The organism is Desulfococcus sp. (assembly GCF_041737845.1).
Lineage (GTDB): Bacteria > Desulfobacterota > Desulfobacteria > Desulfobacterales > Desulfococcaceae > Desulfococcus.
The window spans coordinates 12,453-33,558 of record NZ_JBGSQX010000048.1; the positions used below are offsets into that span (position 1 = coordinate 12,453).

Annotated in this window: 17 protein-coding genes; 6 read left to right on the plus strand and 11 right to left on the minus strand. The window is 57.6% G+C overall.

Annotated elements, in window-relative coordinates; genetic code table 11:
• Positions 1-87: 87 nt before the first annotated feature.
• The 3 genes from ACEW8N_RS05700 to ACEW8N_RS05710 all read right to left on the minus strand — a co-directional run bounded on the left by ACEW8N_RS05700 (position 88) and on the right by ACEW8N_RS05710 (position 2,470).
• On the minus strand, positions 88-231 hold the full coding sequence (locus tag ACEW8N_RS05700) for a hypothetical protein (RefSeq protein WP_373498841.1): 144 nt from the start codon (positions 229-231) through the stop codon (positions 88-90).
• A gap of 291 nt (positions 232-522) precedes the next feature.
• Positions 523-2,049, minus strand: a complete 1,527-nt coding sequence (locus ACEW8N_RS05705; protein WP_373498842.1) for a metal transporter — start codon at positions 2,047-2,049, stop codon at positions 523-525.
• Between the two features lie 157 nt (positions 2,050-2,206).
• Positions 2,207-2,470, minus strand: coding sequence for a hypothetical protein (locus ACEW8N_RS05710; RefSeq protein WP_373498843.1), 264 nt, complete (start codon positions 2,468-2,470; stop codon positions 2,207-2,209).
• A gap of 519 nt (positions 2,471-2,989) precedes the next feature.
• Between ACEW8N_RS05710 and ACEW8N_RS05715 the strand changes: the two genes are divergently transcribed.
• The 4 genes from ACEW8N_RS05715 (at position 2,990) to ACEW8N_RS05730 (ending at position 9,363) form a co-directional block, all read left to right on the plus strand.
• Entirely contained in the window at positions 2,990-4,678 is a 1,689-nt protein-coding gene (locus tag ACEW8N_RS05715; protein ID WP_373498844.1) for a glutamine--tRNA ligase/YqeY domain fusion protein, read from the plus strand.
• A gap of 68 nt (positions 4,679-4,746) precedes the next feature.
• A complete protein-coding gene (locus ACEW8N_RS05720; protein ID WP_373498845.1) occupies positions 4,747-5,541 on the plus strand; it encodes an MBL fold metallo-hydrolase in 795 nt (264 codons plus the stop codon).
• 94 nt (positions 5,542-5,635) lie between these two features.
• Positions 5,636-5,824 (plus strand): hypothetical protein, encoded by a 189-nt coding sequence (locus ACEW8N_RS05725; protein WP_373498846.1) that lies wholly within the window; start codon positions 5,636-5,638, stop codon positions 5,822-5,824.
• An 11-nt stretch (positions 5,825-5,835) separates the two neighbouring features.
• A complete protein-coding gene (locus ACEW8N_RS05730; RefSeq protein WP_373498847.1) occupies positions 5,836-9,363 on the plus strand; it encodes an HAD-IC family P-type ATPase in 3,528 nt (1,175 codons plus the stop codon).
• Between the two features lie 105 nt (positions 9,364-9,468).
• Here ACEW8N_RS05730 and ACEW8N_RS05735 read toward each other — a convergent pair whose 3' ends face one another.
• From ACEW8N_RS05735 to ACEW8N_RS05745, 3 genes are read right to left on the minus strand one after another with little or no spacing between them, the layout of a single operon-like run.
• The gene (locus tag ACEW8N_RS05735) at positions 9,469-11,868 is read right to left on the minus strand and encodes a sucrose synthase (protein WP_373498848.1); all 2,400 of its coding nucleotides are present in this window, start codon (positions 11,866-11,868) and stop codon (positions 9,469-9,471) included.
• A 1-nt stretch (position 11,869) separates the two neighbouring features.
• Positions 11,870-14,041: an HAD-IIB family hydrolase gene (locus ACEW8N_RS05740; protein ID WP_373498849.1), complete on the minus strand. Its 2,172-nt coding sequence runs from the start codon at positions 14,039-14,041 to the stop codon at positions 11,870-11,872.
• On the minus strand, positions 14,038-14,943 hold the full coding sequence (locus tag ACEW8N_RS05745) for a PfkB family carbohydrate kinase (RefSeq protein WP_373498850.1): 906 nt from the start codon (positions 14,941-14,943) through the stop codon (positions 14,038-14,040). The genes ACEW8N_RS05740 and ACEW8N_RS05745 overlap by 4 nt, the downstream gene beginning before the upstream one ends.
• Between ACEW8N_RS05745 and ACEW8N_RS05750 the strand changes: the two genes are divergently transcribed.
• Entirely contained in the window at positions 14,930-15,094 is a 165-nt protein-coding gene (locus ACEW8N_RS05750) for a hypothetical protein (protein ID WP_373498851.1), read from the plus strand. The two genes, ACEW8N_RS05745 and ACEW8N_RS05750, sit on opposite strands and share 14 nt — an antisense overlap.
• A gap of 103 nt (positions 15,095-15,197) precedes the next feature.
• Here ACEW8N_RS05750 and ACEW8N_RS05755 read toward each other — a convergent pair whose 3' ends face one another.
• The 4 genes from ACEW8N_RS05755 to ACEW8N_RS05770 form a co-directional block, all read right to left on the minus strand.
• Positions 15,198-17,153, minus strand: a complete 1,956-nt coding sequence (locus tag ACEW8N_RS05755; RefSeq protein WP_373498852.1) for an alpha-amylase family glycosyl hydrolase — start codon at positions 17,151-17,153, stop codon at positions 15,198-15,200.
• Between the two features lie 402 nt (positions 17,154-17,555).
• A complete protein-coding gene (locus ACEW8N_RS05760; protein WP_373498853.1) occupies positions 17,556-17,936 on the minus strand; it encodes a desulfoferrodoxin in 381 nt (126 codons plus the stop codon).
• Between the two features lie 484 nt (positions 17,937-18,420).
• Entirely contained in the window at positions 18,421-18,654 is a 234-nt protein-coding gene (locus tag ACEW8N_RS05765) for a hypothetical protein (protein ID WP_373498854.1), read from the minus strand.
• A gap of 124 nt (positions 18,655-18,778) precedes the next feature.
• A complete protein-coding gene (locus ACEW8N_RS05770; RefSeq protein ID WP_373498855.1) occupies positions 18,779-19,441 on the minus strand; it encodes a response regulator in 663 nt (220 codons plus the stop codon).
• Between the two features lie 635 nt (positions 19,442-20,076).
• On the opposite strand from ACEW8N_RS05770, the gene ACEW8N_RS05775 reads away from it, so the two are divergent.
• Complete coding sequence (locus tag ACEW8N_RS05775; protein ID WP_373498856.1) at positions 20,077-20,265, plus strand: PLD nuclease N-terminal domain-containing protein; 189 nt, start codon at positions 20,077-20,079, stop codon at positions 20,263-20,265.
• Positions 20,266-20,361: 96 nt separating this feature from the next.
• On the opposite strand, the gene ACEW8N_RS05780 is transcribed toward ACEW8N_RS05775, so the two are convergent.
• Positions 20,362-20,751: a response regulator transcription factor gene (locus ACEW8N_RS05780; RefSeq protein ID WP_373498857.1), complete on the minus strand. Its 390-nt coding sequence runs from the start codon at positions 20,749-20,751 to the stop codon at positions 20,362-20,364.
• Positions 20,752-21,106: the final 355 nt, after the last annotated feature.

Here is a 21,106-nt window from a genome sequence, read left to right on the forward strand (position 1 = left end):
CCTTGAGGTGACGTGCAGCGTGCGGGAAAGATGATCGGATATGAACTGTCGTATGTCCCCTGCACCCGGCGTCACATTACTGGGTCATCACCCCGCGACATCGATTCCCGGGTCGCATCCCAGATGGGGATCTTTTTTCTCGCACTCATGATTTCTCGCGCGGGTGTCCTGATGTCCTTCGTCTCTTTCATCTTCAGTTTCGATATAGTCCTGAACTTTATTCTCGGCCATGATACACCTCCCTGAAATTTTGGTTTGCGGGTCGATCGATTTGCGGTATCGCTACCATGCCGCTTTGTCTTGACCACAATATGCAGCCGTCAAGACATCTTTGCAATGAGGATCAAAAAAGGGTTTAATAGGGGCTAAAAGCCATCACTATGGGTGTTGCCGCCGGCCTTGTGCAGGGTGTTGAAGGGGATCAGGCTGCACCCGCAAGACATCTGGCTTCGAGTATTTTCTGAATCTTGAAAATGTTCACCGTTCGATAACCGTGTCCATCCGGGATCCATAAAAATTGACCTATGGTTCAGAAATGATTTTGTCCAAATCCAACTGAAACCGGACGGGCCCCCGATGGTTTTCATTGCCGAAACAGGCGTGAAGCGCGCATTCCGATATCGGGTTCGACCATGAGGTGGCAATGGCGACATGCCCCTTGGGAAAAGGCGCCACCTCGGCCTGGATGAAATCCAGGGGTGCCAGGGCGGTCTCCTTCTCCACCAGATCATCTTTTTCGCCGTAGCAGATCAGCCAGGGGATCCCCTTTTCCTGGATCCGCTTGAAATTGAGCGGACGCCCGAACAGCTTTACGGGAAGCGTTCCGTCTTCGGTCACCGGCGTATTGTAGGAAGCGAAGCTCATCCGGGTGATGGACAGGGGGAGATCGGAGCGTTCATTTTTGAGCCAGTAGTTGATGGCGGCCGCGGTTTTGCTGACCTTCGGCGTTTTCCCGTTCCTCGGGCTGAACATCGTCAGATCCCGCAGGAAAGCGACCAGCGGAAACTCGGCCTCGATGCTCTTGAGCTTGTAAACCCAGCCCATCAGGGTTCCGTCCGCCACCTTATTGCCGTTGGGCAGGGTCTTGGTACCGTACATAAGCTCGTTGAACCGGTCCGGGAGCATGCCGAAAAATTCCTTGAACCCCCGGCTGCGGGTACCGTCCATGGGGGAGACGCAGGTGATGAGCGCATCCACCACCCCGTCCAGCTCGCCGGACAGCAGGCTGCAGACCGCCATGTAGCCGCCCTGGCAGTAACCGTTCAGCGTCACCGGTTTGCCGTGCGTCGCCATGATTTTCTCGCAGAACACGCGTGTATCCCGGGCGTCTTCTTCGCCGGTCACGAGCTGGACGGCCGGCGTCACGGCAATGTCTTTCATGATGCGGATGTAGGTGGGAATTCCCAGGTTGGCGAAGCAGTGGGCATAGCTTCGGTTCTCCCGGGGCAGAAATCCCAGGATGTTGGCGCCCAGCACATAGGGCGGAAGGATCAGGATCGGCTTGCCGTCGGCTCTCACCTCCGTCTGCGGATCGATGGGCAGGATCTGGTAGAGGATGAACCGATCGGTTTCCGCTGCCTTGACATTCTCCCCCCGCTCGAACCCGAATCCAAACTCGGATTCGATGTCCTGAATGGCCTGGGGATATCCGTGGGTCAGCATCTCCGTCATCACGGCCTGGCTCTCTGAAAAGGCAACGATGTCGTCATATTTTCCACCGTTGCCGGTTCTCTTGAAAACGTTGTCGAACAGGGCATCCAGGGCCTTTTTCATCTCCATGTTGCCGAAATCGCTCATGGCTTTCATGCTCGAAATAATGGCCCTGCTGCCCACATCGTGGTTGAAATTCATGAGTCCCGCATACGATATAAGGCCCTCCAGGGGATGGGTCGTCGCCATTTTGTTCATTTCAGCGTTGCTGAAATAGCTTGCGGCCAGGAGATAGGGTGTCATAAATTCGTTCATGTATCTGCAAAATCCGTTCACGCAATTCCCGGCGGAATTGGCCTGGTGATACATCATCTCAATCATGGATAGATATTTTTTCATGATATTTCCTTAACATAACCTATCAGAAACGTTCTTGTTGAATTGAACCATCCGGTATTCCCCGCTGTCCTTTTCTTCTCGTCGGTCTGTCCGCGGCCTTCTCCTGAAGGGCCGCGGACATGGGGCATGCGTTGGTTCTCGTTGGATTGCGACTGCCTCACCCCGTGATCTTGAAAAAATCTTCGACCTTCTTGAAGCTTTCATCTATGGATGCTCTGAACTTTTCCCGTCCTTCTTTATAGGATCCGACCCAATCCCTGATGACCTTCTTTCCCTCCTCGGGCAGCCAGGTCGCCTGGTCGATCGCCACACAGGTCGCTTTTTCCATCTGCTCCTGGATCGTGACCATGGTATTGAAGCTGTTGTTGAAGGCAGCATTGTTGAAATCGATCATCTGTTTTAACATTCTTTTCTGGTCCATTTTTTCTCCTAGGGCTGTTGCTTGTTTTTCCGTGAAGTTGATTGCCTGTTTCGAACGAGACCCCGATTTGCGTTTTCAAAATTGAACGAAGGGGAGTGAAATAAGCAACACAGGAGACAGTATATCCATATATTTATTGCGACGCAACAATTATTATATGCCACAAAGCTATTTTTCAATCGGATTAAAGTTATATTAATCTATATAAATTGAGAAAAATTTATTATAAGCAAAATCTCGAATGATAAAATTTGGATATTTTGATTATCGCACTGCATCAACGTGCCTTTTGCCGAATTTTCAATGAGGATCAAACAATTGTTTATAAAGGAATAAAAAATACCATTATGACAGGGCGCGCATTGAGGCCCTGCGGGGAGGTAACCATCGGCGTCAATACCGGTCCGATATCTGATCCGTCCGGAGGGTTCCGTCACGGGCGTCGCCGGCCTTGTGCAGGGCGCGGCACCTGTGCTATAGGCAGGAATCATTTTATATTTCGAATCAGGAGATTTCCCCATGACCGAACCGAAGCGAGACGATGCGGCCGCTCCGCCGAATTTCATCCGACACATCATCACGGAAGACAACGCCGCCGGCAAGTTCGACGGCCGGGTCGTCACCCGGTTTCCGCCCGAGCCCAACGGATATCTCCACATCGGCCATGCCAAGTCCATCTGCCTCAATTTCGGGCTGGCCCGGGAGTTCGGGGGCGTCTGCCACATGCGGTTCGACGACACCAACCCCACGAAGGAGGAGACGGAGTACGTCGATTCCATCCTGGAAGACGTCCGCTGGCTCGGCTTCGGATGGGGCGATCACCTCCACTACGCCTCCGACTATTTTGAGCGGCTGTATGAATTCGCCGTCCGGCTGATCGAGATGGGCAGGGCCTACGCGGACAGCCTGAGCGCCGAGGAGATCCGGGCCTACCGGGGGACCCTGACCGAGCCGGGACAGGAGAGCCCCTACCGCAACCGGCCGGTGGCGGAGAACCTCGACCTCTTCCGGCGGATGCGCGCGGGCGAGTTCGAAGACGGGGCCCACGTGCTCCGGGCCAGGATCGACATGGCCGCGCCCAACATCATCATGCGGGACCCGACCCTCTTCCGCATCCGCAAGGTGCCCCACCATCGCACCGGCGACGCGTGGTGCATCTACCCCATGTACGATTTCACCCACTGCCTCTCCGATTCCATCGAGGGGATCACCCATTCCATCTGCACCCTGGAGTTCGAGAACAACCGGGAGCTCTACGATTGGGTCCTGGACACCCTGGAGGTCTACCATCCCCAGCAGATCGAGTTCGCGCGGCTCAACCTCGGTTATACCCTGCTCAGCAAGCGGAAGCTCATCCAGCTCGTGACCGAGGGCCACGTGGCCGGCTGGGACGACCCGCGGATGCCCACCCTCTCCGGGCTGCGGCGCCGGGGCTACACCCCCGAGGCCATCCGCGCCTTCTGCGAGCGCATCGGCGTGGCCCGGCGGGACAGTACGGTCGACATCGCCCTCCTGGAGTACAGCATCCGGGAAGATCTCAACCGGCGCGCCCCCAGGGTCATGGCCGTTCTGAAGCCCCTCAAGGTGATCATCGAAAACTATCCCGAGGGCGGGGTGGAGGAACTCGAGTGCGTCAACAACCCCGAGGACCCCTCTGCCGGGAAGCGGCGGGTGCCCTTCTCGCGGGAGCTTTACATCGAGCAGGAAGACTTCATGGAGGACCCGCCCAGGAAGTTCTTTCGCCTGGGGCCTGGCCGGGAGGTCCGCCTCCGGTATGCCTATTTCATCACCTGCACCGACGTGGTGAAGGATGACGCGGGGCGGATCGCTGCGCTGCGCTGCACCTACGATCCGGCCACCCGGGGCGGCGACGCCCCCGACGGCCGGAAGGTCAAGGGGACCCTCCACTGGGTGTCGGCGGCCCATGCCGTCACGGCCGAGGTCCGCCTCTACGCGCAGCTTTTGACCGCCGAGAACCCCGCAGCATGTGAGGACTTCCGGTCTTGCCTCAACCCCGATTCCCTGGAGGTCCTGACGGACTGCCGGCTGGAGCCCGGCCTGGCCGACCCGGAACCGGAAACGGGCTACCAGTTCGAGCGGATGGGCTATTTCTGCGCCGACCGCGACAGCCGGCCCGGCCGCCCGGTCTTCAACCGGACCGTGACCCTCCGGGACACCTGGGCCAAGATCCAGAAGAAGTTAGGCTAAGGGCTAAGGGCTGAAGGGGATCGGTCGGATGGTGCCCCTTCAGTCTGCTTTTCGACAAGGGAGGCAGCATGACAATACAGGAATCCGGAGGGTGCGAACTCAGCGTCTGCGCTCTGGCGAGCGGGAGCCGGGGCAACGCCATCTACATCTCGGATGGCCGGACCGGTCTTTTGGTGGATGCCGGGCTCTCGGGGGTGGAGATTGAGCGTCGCCTGGCCGCCCGCGGCCTCTGCCCGAAAAGCATCGATGCCATCCTCGTTTCCCACGAGCACACGGATCATATCCAGGGGGTGGGGGTGATGGCCAGGAAGTATTCCCTGCCGGTCTACATGACCCCCAAAACCGAGCAGGCCGTCGGGTCGAAGCTGGGCGGCGTCAGGGAGATCCGGCATTTCGAGCCGGGCACCCGGTTTTCCGTGGACCGGCTTACGGTCCATCCCTTCGCCCTCTCCCACGACGCGGCCGACCCTGCCGGGTTCACCGTCAGCCGGAACGGCACCAAAATCGGCCTGGCCACCGATCTGGGGATGGCCACGGCCCTGGTCAAGACCCACCTCAGGGCCTGCTCCCTCCTGATCCTCGAGGCCAACCACGACCCGGACCTCCTCATGAACGGCCCCTATCCGTGGCACCTCAAGCAGCGGGTCAAGGGCCGGACCGGCCACCTCTCCAACGGGCAGTCCCGGGAGCTGCTCCAGGAGGTGATCCACGAGGGGATGCGCCACGTCATCCTGGGCCACCTGAGCCAGCAGAACAACACCCCGAAGCACGCCCTCCAAGAGGTGGGCCAGGCCCTGAACGGGTACAAGACCCGCATTTCCGTCGCCCTCCAGGACACCTGCGGCGAGCTGATCCGGGTGTAGGCGGCTTATCCGCGTCACCCCGGTGCGACGGCAGGAGCCCCGGAGCGAATTCCTTTTGACCCCCGACCGAACCTCAGACTATCGGAGGTGATCCGTGAAAAAACTTGCGGTTGCCGTTTTCCTGGAGAAGCTGGCCCGGCATCTGGCCCTTTTGGCGTGCCTGGCGATCGTGGCCAAGGCCTCCGGCTGGACCGATCCGAGCCAGGCATCGATTCTGCTCCTGATCGCGCTGGCCACGGCCGCCCATTGGTGCGGAAGGGCGTCGTCCGGCATTCGCCGGTAGCCTCCGTCCCGATGATCCACGAACTCCTTCGACCGGATCACATCCACCTGGATGTCAAAGGGCCCTTCGATCAGATCCTGCGGCGGATGGCTGCGGGGCTGCCCCATGGAGAGCAGTTGCTGCAGGGCCTGCAGCCCATCATGGAGGAGCCGGACACCCTGCTGCTGATGCCCTCCGACGATGTCGTCCTGCCCCATTTCCGATTGGCCGGCCTTGGGGCGCCCCAACTGGCCCTGGGGATCTCGCGCCGCGGGATTGCGTGCCGCGGGAAGTCCCCGCGCATCGTCCTCTTTCTGGTGTCGCCGGAGGAGGATACCGCCGGGCACCTCAAGCTGCTGCAGCGGCTGTCGGCCCTTCTGCCGGAACTGGCGAAGCGCCTGGCCGCAGCAAGGTCCGCCGACCAGGCGATCGGCATCCTGACGGCGGGGGAACAGCACTCCGTTCGCCCCTCCTTTCTCAACCTCACCCAGGATCAGGTGGCATTTGAACTCCGGACAGACCTTTCAACGGGTCTGAGCGGACCGGAGGCGGCGCATCGGCTGGATCTGCACGGGCCCAACCTGATCCGGAAGAAGCGCCGGATGCCCTGGCATTTGAAGCTGCTGCGCAATTTTTTCAGCTTTTTTGCGGTGCTCCTTTGGCTGGCGGCCCTCTTGTGCTATCTCCCCGGCGTGGACATGCCCCAGTTGGGAGCGGCCATACTGATCGTGATTTTTCTGAACGGGTGGTTTTCCTTCCTGCAGGAATATCGCTCCGACAAGGCGGTGGAGGCCCTGCAGCAGCTCATCGGCCAGCGGTCCCGCGTGGTGCGCGACGGCAGGGTCACGGAGATCGACGCGGCCCATATCGTTCCCGGCGATCTGCTGCTCCTGGAGGCCGGCGACATCGTTCCGGCCGACGCCAGGCTTATTGAAGCCAACGAGGTGGAGGTCGACAACTCCTCCCTCACCGGGGAATCGACCTCGGCCAAACGCTACAAATCGGACCGGCCGGCCCTGCTCCCCGGCCGGTTTCTCTGGATTGAACTGCCGAACGTGCTCTTTGCCGGGTCGAACCTCATCACCGGCACCGGAAGGGCCGTGGCGTTCGGGACGGGCATGAACTCGGAGATCGGCCGGATCGCCCGCCTGACCGAGGCCGTGGCGCCCGAGGAGAGCCCCCTGCAGAAGCAGCTCCGGGGCACGGTTTACGCCATCGCCCTGCTGGCCGCCGTCCTGGGCCTGGCGTTTCTGCTCCTGGGATGGCTGGTGGCGGGGCTGGGATTCCTTCAGGCCATGGTCTTTTTTATCGGCATTTTCGTCGCCAACGTTCCGGAAGGGCTGCTGCCCACCGTCACCCTCTCCCTGGCGATGGGGGTGTCCCGGATGGCCAAGCGCAATGCCGTGGTCAAGCACCTCTCCTCGGTGGAGACCCTGGGCTGCACCACCGTGATCTGCAGCGACAAAACCGGGACCCTCACCCAGAATCTCGTCATGGTCAGCCGCTTCTGGGCGGACGGCCTGCTCTACGAGGTGACCGGCGAGGGGTACCGTCCGGAAGGCGAGTTCCGCCTCCGCGGCGAAAAAATCGACCGGGGGAAAATGACCGAAAACCCGGCCGCCGCCAGGCTGCTGGAATGCGCCTACATCTGCAACAACGCCCATCTGGAAAAAAACCTGGGCCAATGGCGGATTTTAGGGGACCCGACCGAAGGAGCGCTGGTCGTTCTGGCCCGCAAGGCCGGTTTGAGGGGCACGCACCAGCGGCTGCACGTCAACCCCTTCGAGTCGATCCGCAAGCGCATGAGCGTTCTGGTAAAGCTTCCGGCCGGCCGGGAAAAGATCCTTTACCTCAAGGGCGCCCTGGTGGAAACCCTCGAATTGTGCGACCGCATTCTCCATGACGGACGCCCCCGGGCCATCTCCGAGGAGCAGCGCCGGGAGATCCTGGCCGCGAGCGACGCATTCGCGCGCCAGGGGTATCGCATCATGGCCTTTGCCTACCGTGATGAAGTCAGCCTGGCCGACCTCCAGGATTTCGGCATCGAATCCGCCGAACAGAAACTGATCTTCATCGGGTTTACGGCCATGTCCGACCCGGTGCGGCCGGGCGTGCCGGAGGCGGTCCGAACCTGCCACACCGCCGGCATCCGGGTGATCATGATCACCGGCGATTACCCCCTCACCGCGGAGAGCGTCGGCCGGGAGGTCGGCCTCGGCGAGGGGAGCGACGCCCCGCCGAAGGTCTTCACCGGCGCTGCGATCGCCGACATGGCGGACAGCGATCTCAAGGATATTCTCGCCCGGGGGGAAACGATTTTCGCGCGGGTTTCGCCCGAACAGAAGCTGCGCATTGTTTCGCAGCTCAAGGCCCTGGGAGAGGTGGTGGCGGTGACCGGCGACGGGGTCAACGACGGACCCGCCCTGCGGCGGGCCGACATCGGCATCGCCATGGGGCGCCGCGGCGCGGGCGTGGCCAAGGAGGCGGCCCACATGGTCCTGACCGACGACAACTTCGCCTCCATCGTCGCGGCGGTGGAGGAGGGCCGGGGTGTTTTCGAGAACATCAAACGGTTTGTCGCCTATATCCTCAACAGCAATCCCCAGGAACTCTACCCGTACATCTTCTGGATGCTCTTTCCCGGCACCCCCCTGGCCATGACGGTCATGGGGGTGCTCGCGGTGGATATCGGCACCGACCTGATTCCGGCCATGGGGCTTGGCATCGAACGGCCTGAAAGCGGCTTGATGGATCGTCCTCCCCGGCGAAAAGAGGAAAAACTCCTCTCCATGGGGTTCATCCTGCGCGCCTATTTCGTCCAGGGCACCCTCCTGGCGCTGGCCTGCTATACCACCTACTACTTCGCCGGCTGGTACATGGGGTGGTGGTCGCCCGGGTCCCCCCTTTCGGCCATGCCGGCCTCGCCCGAAGGCCTCGACATGGCGGAGGCTTCCGGGGCCTACCTGATGTCGCTCGCCGCCTATTTCTTTCCCACGGTGACCACCCAGATCGCCAATGTTCTGTGCAAGCGCTCCTGGGCCACCTCCCTTTTCAGCCGGGATTTCCTTCCTCTCCATCATCGGGAGGAGATCCTGGCGCATATCCGCACCTGGCGGCCGCTGGCATTCCCGGCCCCCCAGAGGCTGGATCGAAGCATTTCCGATCAAGCTTCCCCCGGCGCGACGCGTCGCCCCATGGCGCTTCTCTGGCACTGGCTGGTCTTCCCCCCGCGACTTGCGCTTCACCACCTTTCCCGATTTTTCCAACTGCTGGAGGGGCCCCTGATCCGGCCGGTCATGGAAAGCGCCGGACGTTTTCTGGAGCGCCATCCGATCCTGCTGAATTTCATCTCCAACCCCTTGATCGATTTGGGGATTGTTTTCGAGGTGGCGCTCTGCTGGGCCTTTTTCTACACGGGCCTGTCGCATATCTATTATTTTGCACCGCTGCCCTGGCCCGTTTACCTCTTTGCCTTTCACGGAACCATCATCTTTTTTGCCTTCGAGGAGACCAAGAAATATTTTCGCCGGCGGGGCCTTCGGCTCGATTTTCTGGGGTGACGGCCTGCAGAGAGCCAGGACCAGGGGATTGCCCGGAAAGGTGAAAGTGTGCTCCCCCTTGAAGGCCCCGTAAGTCGTCATGCATGTGTCTTGTTTTTTCCGGGCCTAAAGCGCGATCCTTTGCTCAGCGCGATTCTTGAACAGGAGATGATAGATGAGATCGCAGTAGCGGTCCATCTTGACCATTCCCTCTTCGGCCACGCTGTATCGCCAGAACCCATAGAGATTGGTGAGGGTCAAGAGTTTTTCGGAGTAGAGCTCCCAGGTGAAGTGTTCCCGGACCCGGTGTATGCCCGCGTCGGAGATCGCTCGCCAGTGCCCCTCGTCCTTTTGGCACGTTTTGAAAAACGCCCAGATCACCTCGGCGATAAGCTCTGGCTTGCTGGTGTTCATCAGAAACCCGCTGCGGCCGTCCTCGATGATCTCCGAAGGGCCGCCGAACTCGGGGCCGAAGGTAGGCAGCCCGGAGAGCATGGCCTCAAGAATGGTCAGCCCGAAGGCTTCGAACAGCGCCGGCTGGACGAAGATGCCTCCCCGGTCGGCGATGACCCGGTAGACCTCGCCGGTCTCGCTCTTCTCCACGCTGGGAAGCCACCGCACCCGACCGTAAAGGTTCAATTTTTGGATGAGGGCGTGGGCTTGTTGAATCTGCTCCTTCTCCTCCCGGTCCTTGGAATCTTCGAGCCGGGTGGTACCGGCGGCAAAGACGAGGTTGCAGTATTCCCGCAGCTCCGGGTGTCCGCCGAAGGCCTCGATGAGACCGGTGATATTCTTGATCTTGTCCAGCCGGGCCATGGTGAAGATGGGTGGTTTATCGGGATCCTCGAGGTGTCCGGCAATGTCATCGATCTCCCCGGTGAAGAGGCGTTTTTCCCAATAAAGGCGGCTGCCTTCCCCTCGCCGCTCTTTTTCGGTGTAGGGAAAGTAATTGTTTTCGTCGACCCCCGGAGGGACGATGTTGAATTTGGGGTTGAACAGGTTGATCCCGCCCACGGCCTGGTAAAGTCCCGGAAGGGTGAAGAACTGGTAGGACTCATACTGGCCCGCGGCGATGTCGGTGCCCGCGATCTCCTGATAGGTGCTGGTGATGATAAAATCGGATTTGTTCATGGCGATCATGTCCGCGGTGAACTGGAGGGAGAAACGGTAGTCCGCCTCCATCTGTTCCCAGTAGAGATCCGAAAAGAGATACTTGGTTTTCTCCAGGGCGTGGGCGATGGTGCACTGGATGACGTCCAGCCGGTCCGAAAGGAGGCTCGCCACCAGATTGCCGTCGGAGTAGTTCCCGATGATGAGATCGGGGCGGCCCTCGAATTCGCTGACCAGCTCCCGGCGGGCGTCATAGGCGAAACGGTCGAGATAGGGCCAGATGTTGAACCTGGAGATCCAGTGGCGCACCGCGGCCATGCTGGGGTCACGGAAGGGCAGGCGCAGGATCCAGCAGTTGTCTGTGCCGTGGATCTTCTCGATGCGGTGGTCGCAGGTGGTGTCGTCCGCGTCCGGGATGAGCCGGGTCAGGACGATGATCTTGGGTACGGCGTGGATGCCCGCCAGGTGGAAGCACTGGATCATGTATTTTTCCAGGGCCCGGACCTGATCGAGAATATAGATGACCTGGCCGCCGGTATCGGGCCGGCCCAGGACGTTCTCCTGGCCGAACCATCCGTGGGGTGAAATGACGGCTATCTTGGAGATCATGGGAATGCGAGAGATGAAACGCTCGATCAGATCGCTGTCGGGCTCGTTGAAGAGGTCGTAAACCAGCGACATCGTCTCCCGGGCTCTCGCCGCGTCAAGGCCCCATCCCTCTTCGAACCCCCTTTTTTTCAGGCGGACCTCGAAGACCGAATAGGGGATGTCCGGAGGCTGGCCGTTCAGCCAATCGATGGCCTTTTCCAACTCTTCCAGAAATTCCGGAACGGTGCTCAGGATGTTGCCGTTGACCAAGAGGGGGCTGCTGTTGATTTTGTGGAGTTTGATGAAATCGAAGAGCTTTCTGCCCCACTCTTCCGGGGCCTGAAAAAGGCTGCTGGAAAGGTGCTTGTTGAGAAACTGGATCCCGTTGCCGATGTTTCTGCTGTCCCGCATGACGGGCGAGTAGTCGTAGAAGGGCATGAAATCGATGGTCAGCGGGGCTTGGTGACGCCAGGCATCTTTGCCCATGACAAAGCTGTCCTTGCGCCTGAGGTAATCGGCGGTGGAGATCTCCTCCATGAATTCGCAATGACGGTTGGTCTGATAGAACCGGTATCTGGCAATGGCATGGCGGTGAAGGATGAGAAGCGATCCGTCGATGATGAACATCTCGGGAACCCGGTCCAGAAAGCGGGCCGTCTCCGAGCCACGGAGAAAGGCTTCGTCCCGATCTTTGAAAACTTCCCGGAATTTTAAAAGGATGTCGTTTTTCAGCAGGTAGTTTTGCTCCAGGTTGCACAAGGCGAAGAGGAAGTCCTTAAAGTCCTTCTGTTCCTGCTCTGGTATCAGTTTGTCCAATAGCGATGTCATGTTAATCCTCGCTCACGAGGCCGAAGTGGTTCAAACCGTCGATGATGCCGGCCGCATAATTTTTGGATGAAAAATAGATCCGCCGCCTTCCCTTGAGGGCTTCGAGCTCCGCGGCGTAGTTGCCCACCACAACCCCCATGGGGCTGCCGACGAGCATCTCCCGGTCGTTGCCCGAATCTCCGCAGACCAGGATATTCTCCAGCGGGATCTCCCATTTATAGCTGAGGTAGCGCACGGCCTTGCCCTTGGAGGCTCGATGGGGCAGGATGTCGAGATACTTGTCATGGGAATAGATGACGGTGCAGTGGCACTTGTTGCGGTTCAAGACGGCATTGACCTTGGCGATGCGGTCCTTGTCCGGAGCCATATAGTAGCTCAGCTTGTAGGGGAACTGGTGCTCCTTTTCCTGGAGCTCCAGAAAATCGAGGGGCGCCAGCACCTTCTCGATTTTTTCACGCTCCCACCATTTGGAGATGTGGCTCTTCCAGCCTTTGTCGGCAAAGGACCCCGAGCGATAGTAGATTTCGGAGCCCACCGAGGTGATGATCACCTCGGGAAGATCCAGCCCTTTTTTCTCGAAAAGGGTTGTCGTGGAAGCAATGGATCGCCCCGTGGCGACGCCGAACCCGATCCTTTCCCGGTGCTTCTCCAGCAATGCGATCAGATCCTCGAGGGCGGCGTCATCCCCCAGCAGGGTGTTGTCGATGTCCGTGATGATCAGGTGCTCCAGCCGGACCAGCCGTTCACCCACCGGGTTCAGGGCCGACCGTTTGAACGCCTCCTGGCCGCCGAACCGTTCAAAGATTTCGATTTCATGAAGATATTTTTCTACGTGGGCTTTCCATCTGTAGTGCTCGTAGACCCCCTTGATGCCGCTGTCGGAAAACTGTCGCCAGAGATCGCGGTCCGCCACAATGCGTTTGATGGCGCTGCTGATGGCCTTGGGATCCTTGGGGTCCACGAGAACCCCGTTTTTGCAGTTTTCGATGATGTCCCGGGGGCCGCCGTTGTTGGTGGCCACGATGGGAACCCCGCAGGCTGAGGCCTCGATGAGGCTGAGGCCGAAGGGCTCCACCAGGGCGCAGTTGACGAAGACCCCCTTACGTTCGGCGGCGATGCGATAGAGTTCCGGTACCTCGTATGTGAAGTCGTGCTTCTTGGGGATGGCCATTTTGCCGTAGAGATCGTAGCGGTCCATCTGCAGGAGCATGTCGGTGAGGACCCATTTTTCATTCTCCTCCATATCCTGAATGTTTTTGCGGATCCCGGCGAAGATGGCCAGGTTGGCCATGGCCTGGAGTTCCTTGTCGGTGCCATAGGCGTCGATGAGCCCGGCGATATTCTTGCGTTTGTCCGCCCGGCAGAGGGCCAGGATCAGGGGCTTGTCCGGGAAGGTGAAAAACCGGTTGAGCTCCTCCATGAGGGCCCCGTAAGCCATCATGTACTCGTCTTTTTTCTGGGCCGACGGCAGTCTATCCCGATGGAAGGGGTAGAAATTCTCCAGGTTGATCCCCGGGGGGATGACGCTGTACCGTGCCAGGTTCCGGTTCCGGTACATGCCGTACTGCTGCTCCACCTCCTGACGGGTGCTGGTGATGACGAGATCCGCGTTCTTGAGAATCTCCTCCTCCACGGCGATGCGGTGGTCGATGAAAAGTTTTTTCTGAATCTCTTCGTCGCTCATGCCTTCTGTCAGGAGTCGCTTTTTCTTGGGGTGTCCCAATGAATGGCCCGTATAGATGAAGGGGGTGCTGAAATACTCGGAGAGGGTGATGGCCACATAACCGGCATCGGGGTAGTGGCCGTGGACGATGTCCGGGCGGCGGTTATCCCGCTTGATGAATTTGATGGTCCTGTCGATGTACTCGTCTAAATAAGGCCAGAGAAGCTCCTTTCGCATGTATTTCTTCCCGCCGCATTGGATCCGGACAATCCGGAACTTGTCTGAAACCGCCACCACCGGCCGGCTGTAATCGTCGGAAACCCGCTTGTCGGTGATCAGGCGGGTAAACAGGTCGACCCGGCCAACCTGTTCATGCCGGCTGAGGGTTTCAGCCAGCTCGACGACGTACTTGATCTGTCCGCCGGTGTCGGCATCCCGGCCCAGCTCCATGCTTTCGTGACGCAGGAGCCCGTGGATACTGAAAAGTTGAAAATAGAGTCCCCGGCTCATCGTTCACCGCCATCGTTCATCCATCCCAGAAAGGGGCGATAGAACTCAGAATCCTCCGGTATGGCCCCCGGGATCCTGCAGAGGGCCCCGGCAAAGCGGGCGGCCCTCTGCAGGATCCGGGCCGGTTGCCAGCCAAGCAGGCAGCCGGCGGCCAGAATGGCGGCGTATCCATCGCCTGCACCCACCGTGTCGACCACGGCATCCTGTTCGTCCGGGTCGGCGAAAAAGACATCGTTCCGGGTGAACAGGGTTGAGCCCATAACGCCGCTGGTGAGGCTGACCCACGTGATGGCGAAATTGTGCATGAGGTCGTCGATGAAGAGCTTGTCGGCGGCGCGAACGTTGAACAGGTCTTTGAGGATCGAAAGCTCTCCGTCGCTGAGTTTGAGGATGTCGCAGTGGACCAGGGATCTGGTGATGCTGTTCTGGCTGTAGCAACCCTTCCGGAGGTTGAGATCGCAAAAGCACCGGGTGGAAGGGGAACGGTTTTCGAGGATTTTCATCACCGTGGCCGATGCGGCGTGAGACCGCTGGATCAGGGTGCCGTAATAGATCATGTCGGGGCCCTGGGCCAGGGCCGCTGCAACGGCATCGCTGTAGGCCAGGTGATCATAGGCGACGTCGGAAACAATGGTGAATTGCGGGATGCCGTCGTCGTCCAGCGTGACCGTCACCCGGCCGGTATCGTGACGGGGATCCCGCTGGATCATCCCGGGATCGAATCCCCGGCGGACGAGGGCGTCCAGGATGGCGTCACCCTCTTCATCCACGCCCACGCGGCTCACGAAGGTCACGGGAAGGCCCAGCGCCTTCAGGTGCGCGGCGAAATTGAAGGGTGCGCCTCCCAGGCGGTTGCCTTCCGGGTATTGGTCAAAAAGGATTTCTCCGATGCCGAGTATCATTTCGGGCTCTCCTGGTTTTGTGGTTGAAAGTTTCGTCATCGGCGACGAATCAGGTGCCGATCTGGTATTATCCGGGCATGGCGGCCATAAGGGCGGGAAAATTTCGCTTTCCGGAAATTTCCAAGGTGCTGAATTATACTATAACGGCTGAAGGATCATTTTTCAAATGAAGAATTTTCAGGCGGACCGCCCGACGACGTTTTCAATTCATGTTTAGGAGAATCTATTCAGGTGCTCGGGCCGTTCGGGACGGCCTATCCGGGCTGATTTTCCAGCCAGAGAAACTGGTAGGAGCCGACCTGGAGGGGCTCCCGCGCCGAACGTTCCTCCCCCGTGATGTGATCGATGAAGCGGTATCCCAGACCGTAGAGCCGAAGGCGGTTTTCCCCCATTGTCTGGGGGTGTTCGGAGAAGTTGTTGATCACCAGAAGCCGCTGCCCGTTTTTCTGGCGGACGTAGCCGAAAAGGTGGGGGTTCTGGGTGCCGATGACCTCCATACCGCCGTTGTAGAGGGCTCCTATCCCTTTTCGAAGCCGGATGAGCCGTGCGGTTTCGTCGTAGATGCGCCGCTCCAGTGTCTGGGGATCCTTCCAGTACGCCATCTTTTCCCATTGGGTCCTGGGCCGGTGGACCCAGCGGTTGTCGTAGGTCTTGCGTTCGTCGCCGGCAAAGGAGTAGTCGTTCAAAAGGCCCCATTCCTCCCCCATATAGATCAGGGGGATGCCGCCGATGCTCATGACGATGCTCCGCAGAAGAATGATGCGGCGGACCGCCATGTCGACGAGGACGGGGTCCTGGGCATGCACGGCCTGCTCGAGTCCGGCCAGGGAGGCGAGGGTCCCCGAGATCCTGAGATCTCCGTTGGACGGGTTGAACTGGAAGGGCAGGCCCCTGGCGAAGGAACCGGGATACTGGCCGGTGTAGAACTCATTGAGAAAATGGCGATGAGCTCCCGGGTCGATGCCAAGGCTTAGGGCATCGCTGTCGTCGAAGGTCCAGCCGATGTCGTCGTGGCATCGGAGATAGTTGACCCAGGCGCAGTCGTCGGGGATGCGGCTGCGGTTGCGCATGGCCAATTCCAGGAGCCTGGGTTCCCGGGTGGCCAGGGCCTCCCACAGCAGGGCCATGAGCATGGGGTTGTAAGAGAGCTGGCACTCCCTTGCGTCGATATACCGGATCACCTCGTCGGGGTGGACGATGGCCTCGGATTTGAAGAGCAGGGCCGGGGCCGCCATGCGGGCCAGGGAGTTGAAGGCCCGGATGATCTTGTGGGCCTCGGGCTGATTTTCGCAATCGGTTCCCAGACGTTTCCAGATAAAGGCCACGGCATCCAGGCGGAGCACTTCCACCCCGGCGTTGGAGAGAAAGAGCATCTCCTCGGCCATGGCCCGGAACACGGCCGGATTGGCATAGTTGAGGTCCCACTGGAAGCTGTTGAAGGTCGTCCAGACCCACTTGCCCATGCTTTCACGCCAGGTGAAGCTCCCCTTTCGAACGGTGGGGAAGATGTTCCGCAGGTGGCGCTCATACTGATCGGGCATTTCGCGGTCCGGAAAGATGTGATAGAAATCCTGGTATTCCGGGTCCCCTGCGGCGGCGCGCCTGGCCCATTCGTGCTCGTCCGAGGTATGGTTGAAGACAAAGTCAAGCACCAGGCTGATGCCTTCCAGGCGCAGCCGGGTGGCCACCTCCGTGAGCTGTTCCATGGTGCCCAACTCGGGATTGACGGCGCGATAGTCGCTCACGGCGTAGCCCCCGTCGCTGTTTCCCCGGGGGACGACAAAAAGGGGCATCAGGTGCAGATAGGTGAGCCCCAGTTCCTTGAAGTAGTCGATATGGTCGCCGAGACCGGAAAGGTTGTCGCTGAAGAGATCCACGTAAAGAACCCCACCGACCATCTCCTGGCTGTGGAACCAGTCCGGATGGGCTTCCCGCTCGGCGTCGAGTGCCTTGAGGGCTTCTGGGCGCGTCATCCAGCTTCGGGCTGCGGCGGCCAGAAGTGCTTCCAAGTGGTAAAAAAAATCGTAGCGGCCGCCGTAGAGTTCCACGAGAATTTGAAACAGAGAAGGAAATTCCCGCTGGAGACGGATTTCAAAGCCGTTCCATTCCTCGGAGGCGTTGAAGATCTCCGCTTCCAGATCCTTTCGAAGCCGGGGCAATATCCGCTTCAGTGATTGTTCTGCATGGCGCCGTATCCAGTCTGATGCCATGGGGCTCTCCCTGCATTTCTCGGGCGGCCGCATCAATACGGCACTGTCCCGATGCCCGTGTTGAATGGCCTTCGCCCTGGGTCCATGGGCGAGCACGGACCTGATTTTCTGATATTCGAACAGGTTTCCTTTTGGGAAAAGAAATGTTCGCATGTGTTTTTGCAGCAAATTCTTGCGCAACTGACCGATTCTGTCAAGTCCCTGTCGCATTTCAACCGTTTCCGCAGCGTCTCTTAAAAACAAAAGGAACAGAAAAGGGCGGCTGACAGATTCCATGTGCACAAAAAAAGCGGAACAAACCGCCATCAAACGATTCGTTCCGCCGCTATCCCGCCGATTCATTCAAGCGCTTGGTCCAAAATTCAGCGCAGATGAACAGCTCCGGATGGGGCCTGCCAGGGTTTAAACGGTCGCTTTCCAGAGCCCGTGCAGGTTGCAGTACTCCCTTGCCGTCAACTGGATTGCCTCAATGGCAAAGAAGGCTTCAGGCTGGACCCCCGGTTTCAAAAACTGCCGATAGGCTTTGCCGTCTGCGATCAACTCAACCCATTGGATATAGTGCTTCTCTTCCATGGGATGGGGCACCTCGCCGACCTTCACTTTAACGCCGCCGTCCACCTTTTCGATCACCGGGACGTGCTTTTCCTTGGCTGCATCGACGGTATTTTCGGTCATCAGCTTCATGGGTTCGCCGCAGCACACCAGCTCCCCTTCCCCGCCGTTGACCACTTCTACAATGTTTCCACATGCCTCGCATTTGTAAATCTCCAATCTTTTCGCCAAAACAGGCTCCTTTCACTTTAGGGTTTTCGGGGGGGGTGAAGCCCCAATCAACTGAATTTGTCATGGACAGTGGACGACTGCATGGGCGCGTACAACCCGGTGCCCAAGATGATGCCCATTGTTGACGATAGCCGTGGATTCGTCCATGGGGTATTCAACTCATGGCAAGGGCGAATGGGGTGTATTATCGGAAATTGGATACTGTAGCACGAGCATTCAGCAGACGGGTGATTTTCATTCGATCGCGATATCAGAGGCGTTTTCCCGAAAACGACACCGGACATCGCGGCGTATCCGGGGTGTTGGCCTTATCTTGGAAGCATGGCGTGGATCTTTTTTCCCTGACCGATCCGTGAATCGATCCACCAAAAATCTCGCACCGCTCGCGCATGGCAATCAGGCCATATTCTTTTTCTTCCAGACTGAACTAGATCGACGCGAGGCTGGCCCCGATACTATCGTGGATCTCTTTGGAAACTGTCCTTCAATCAGCCTCCAAGGTCTCCAATATTCTCACGGACATGTGCTTAATCCGCTCCCGGGAGAGCGTCAGGGCTTCCTCCATCCGTTTTCGTTCGGTGATTTCATTCTCCAGAGCATTGATGGTGGCCTGGAGGTCTTGGGTTTTTCTGGCCACCTTCTGTTCCAGCTGGCCCAGAATTTCTTCGAAAGGAGGTTCCTGGCCTGCGTTGTTCGCAGCGTTTGTTTTGTCAACCATGAATAAATCGTTGATGTCGGCGTTTTCAGGGGTCGATGGACCCTTTTGTTCAAAGATGCGGCTTCTCTTGAGCGAGGGACACCTGCATGGGCAGGGTGCATTCAACTTGCATTGTCGCCGCCGGCTATTTTTTGTGTTCCAAAAGTCCTTTGTCAATGGCATATGACGTCAGCTTGGCCACGTTGTGCAGATCCAGCTTGCCCATCAGATTGGATCGGTGTTTTTCCACTGTCTTGTCACTGATGTGGAGAAAATCGGCGATCTCCTTATTGGTATAGCCTTCCGCCAGAAGTTTCAGGACTTCGCGTTCCCGCTGAGTGACACTATCCCAGCTGGACGTCTTCTTGAGCTCTTTTCGGCCGGTCAGGTAGCCTTCCATGACCTGGCTGGAAATATCCGGGCTGATATAGATTTTGCCTTTCAGGACGGTGTCGATGGCCATCATCAGCTCCTGCCTGCTGGCATCTTTGATGCAATATCCGTCCGCCCCGGCTTCAAAGGCTTCCAGCACAAACTGGTCGGATTCGTGAATCGTCAATGCGAGGATCCGGGTATCCGGCAGTTCGCGCTTTACTTCTTTCATTACCGAAATGCCGCCCATCTTGGGCATTGAAAGATCCAGCAGGACAAGATCGGGCTTCGTCTTGCGGATTTGGCGAACAGCCGCCAGGCCATCTTCGGCTTCTCCTGCAATTTCGATGTCGTCACGGCGGCTTAACATGGACTTCAGCCCTTCCCGAAACAACTGATGATCCTCGACAATGAATATCGTGTGTCTCTGTTTCAATGACTGATCCTTCCAAACCGAATGATGCCAAATGATATGGATCGCGGCAAAAATCCGTGTCATCCATAAAGGTGCAAGAAGTAGAGGTGATCGTCTAAAAAAACCAATTTCCAATTCATCGATATTTTACATGATATCTTAAATTGTGGCAAATACAAATTCAGAATTTATCCCACCCGCCCCAATGCATTTCGTCTCGAGTGGAAGAGTGGGCAGTCGATTCCTTGTTCGAAGAATACCGAATTCTATCTGATCAAGCCTTATAGGCCGTATAAAATCAAATAGCCCACCACAACGCTGGTAAAGCCATAAGCATGCAAAAATAGATACGTTGATTTCGAATCGGAAAATCTCAACTTTCCAAAAAAACCTTGTCAAGTAAAATATGAAATATTTTCATTGGCCGCTGAATAGTTACGTCTTCTTTAGAAGAAGAATCCGGACAAATATTTTGGCCGAGCGTTGTCGGTTTTACGATACAAATAAACCATTTCAGCCGCTAAACTACTTGATGCACCCTATACCCGTCGCTGAACAAATTAGCTAACTTTAAGGTCTCGTGGGATAGGGGAAATTGCCGTGATCACACTTGAGACACAACAAACGGAAACTTTTTGCCAATCAAAGGGGGATCTATGGGTATAGAAGTGAGAGGCGTGTTCGCTCTGATCATCCTGGTTTTGGATATCTGGGCAATTGTAAGCCTCTTCCGGAGCAATGCGACGACAGGAAAGAAGGTGCTTTGGATCGTATTCATCCTGATTCTTCCGGTTATCGGCTTTATTTTGTGGTATATCGCCGGTCCGAAATCCGGAAGGGTATAGCTGGCTTATTCTCTATAGCTTTTTTTAAAGGAAAGTTAAAAAAGCGGAACGAATCGAAATCAACCGAATCGTTCCGCTTTTTTTTCATGTGACCAATTATTTTCCTCCGGATCCCGACGCCCGGTCCCGGAGGAAATCCAATAGGGTTCTGCCTCCCGGGTCTGTTTTGGAAATAAAGAAGTCTGCTCCTCTTTTCAGTGCTTCGGCCTTGTATTCCGGCCCGTCATTAATGGTCAAGACCATCACGATCGTGTCAGGGAACCGGGTAGCGATAATTTCGGTCAGCTCCAGTCCGCTGCCATTCTTGAGATGAATCTCGGTGATGACCACCACGGGGCGGTGGATTTTGACGAGCTCGAGCGCGGACTCGAATCGATCCGCCTCCAGCACCTCCAGTTCAGGGAGCTCATTTCGGATCATCCTGCCGGCAGAGAACCTGAACAGAGGGCTGCCGTCGATGATCAATATGGCGGGATTGTTTGACATAACGAAGCCTTTTAAAAAAATATTGGACAGCTGTAAAAACTATAAGCGAATTCATGCTACAGTAAATGATATGTTGACAGTAGTCAGGAAGAATGATCACTGTAAATTATTGCTTCCAGATAAAGATGTTGGCAACGTTATCGGTCCTCGGTTTATAACGATGGGTATACCCCCTACACCTTCCTTGCTATGCCTTACCAAAATCATTATCTGAAAGTCTGATATGATTGACAGTTGTCAAGAAAAAAAAGATATCTGCCGTCCTTTTAATCGTGAGAAAAAAAGGACTTTTTATGATTACCCTTCCAGGGCATTGGTAGAGGCGGGATCGTTTTAAACGACGGTTGTTCGCTCT

Excerpts from the sequence above, each read along its gene's own strand:
- ACEW8N_RS05705 (WP_373498842.1), bottom strand. The coding sequence starts at position 2,049 with ATGAAAAAATATCTATCCATGATTGAGATGATGTATCACCAGGCCAAT.
- ACEW8N_RS05730 (WP_373498847.1), top strand. The coding sequence starts at position 5,836 with ATGATCCACGAACTCCTTCGACCGGATCACATCCACCTGGATGTCAAA.
- ACEW8N_RS05750 (WP_373498851.1), top strand. The coding sequence starts at position 14,930 with ATGCCGAGTATCATTTCGGGCTCTCCTGGTTTTGTGGTTGAAAGTTTC.
- ACEW8N_RS05735 (WP_373498848.1), bottom strand. The coding sequence starts at position 11,868 with ATGACATCGCTATTGGACAAACTGATACCAGAGCAGGAACAGAAGGAC.
- ACEW8N_RS05755 (WP_373498852.1), bottom strand. The coding sequence starts at position 17,153 with ATGGCATCAGACTGGATACGGCGCCATGCAGAACAATCACTGAAGCGG.
- ACEW8N_RS05700 (WP_373498841.1), bottom strand. The coding sequence starts at position 231 with ATGGCCGAGAATAAAGTTCAGGACTATATCGAAACTGAAGATGAAAGA.
- ACEW8N_RS05715 (WP_373498844.1), top strand. The coding sequence starts at position 2,990 with ATGACCGAACCGAAGCGAGACGATGCGGCCGCTCCGCCGAATTTCATC.
- ACEW8N_RS05740 (WP_373498849.1), bottom strand. The coding sequence starts at position 14,041 with ATGAGCCGGGGACTCTATTTTCAACTTTTCAGTATCCACGGGCTCCTG.
- ACEW8N_RS05710 (WP_373498843.1), bottom strand. The coding sequence starts at position 2,470 with ATGGACCAGAAAAGAATGTTAAAACAGATGATCGATTTCAACAATGCT.
- ACEW8N_RS05780 (WP_373498857.1), bottom strand. The coding sequence starts at position 20,751 with ATGTCAAACAATCCCGCCATATTGATCATCGACGGCAGCCCTCTGTTC.
- ACEW8N_RS05775 (WP_373498856.1), top strand. The coding sequence starts at position 20,077 with ATGGGTATAGAAGTGAGAGGCGTGTTCGCTCTGATCATCCTGGTTTTG.
- ACEW8N_RS05765 (WP_373498854.1), bottom strand. The coding sequence starts at position 18,654 with ATGGTTGACAAAACAAACGCTGCGAACAACGCAGGCCAGGAACCTCCT.
- ACEW8N_RS05745 (WP_373498850.1), bottom strand. The coding sequence starts at position 14,943 with ATGATACTCGGCATCGGAGAAATCCTTTTTGACCAATACCCGGAAGGC.
- ACEW8N_RS05720 (WP_373498845.1), top strand. The coding sequence starts at position 4,747 with ATGACAATACAGGAATCCGGAGGGTGCGAACTCAGCGTCTGCGCTCTG.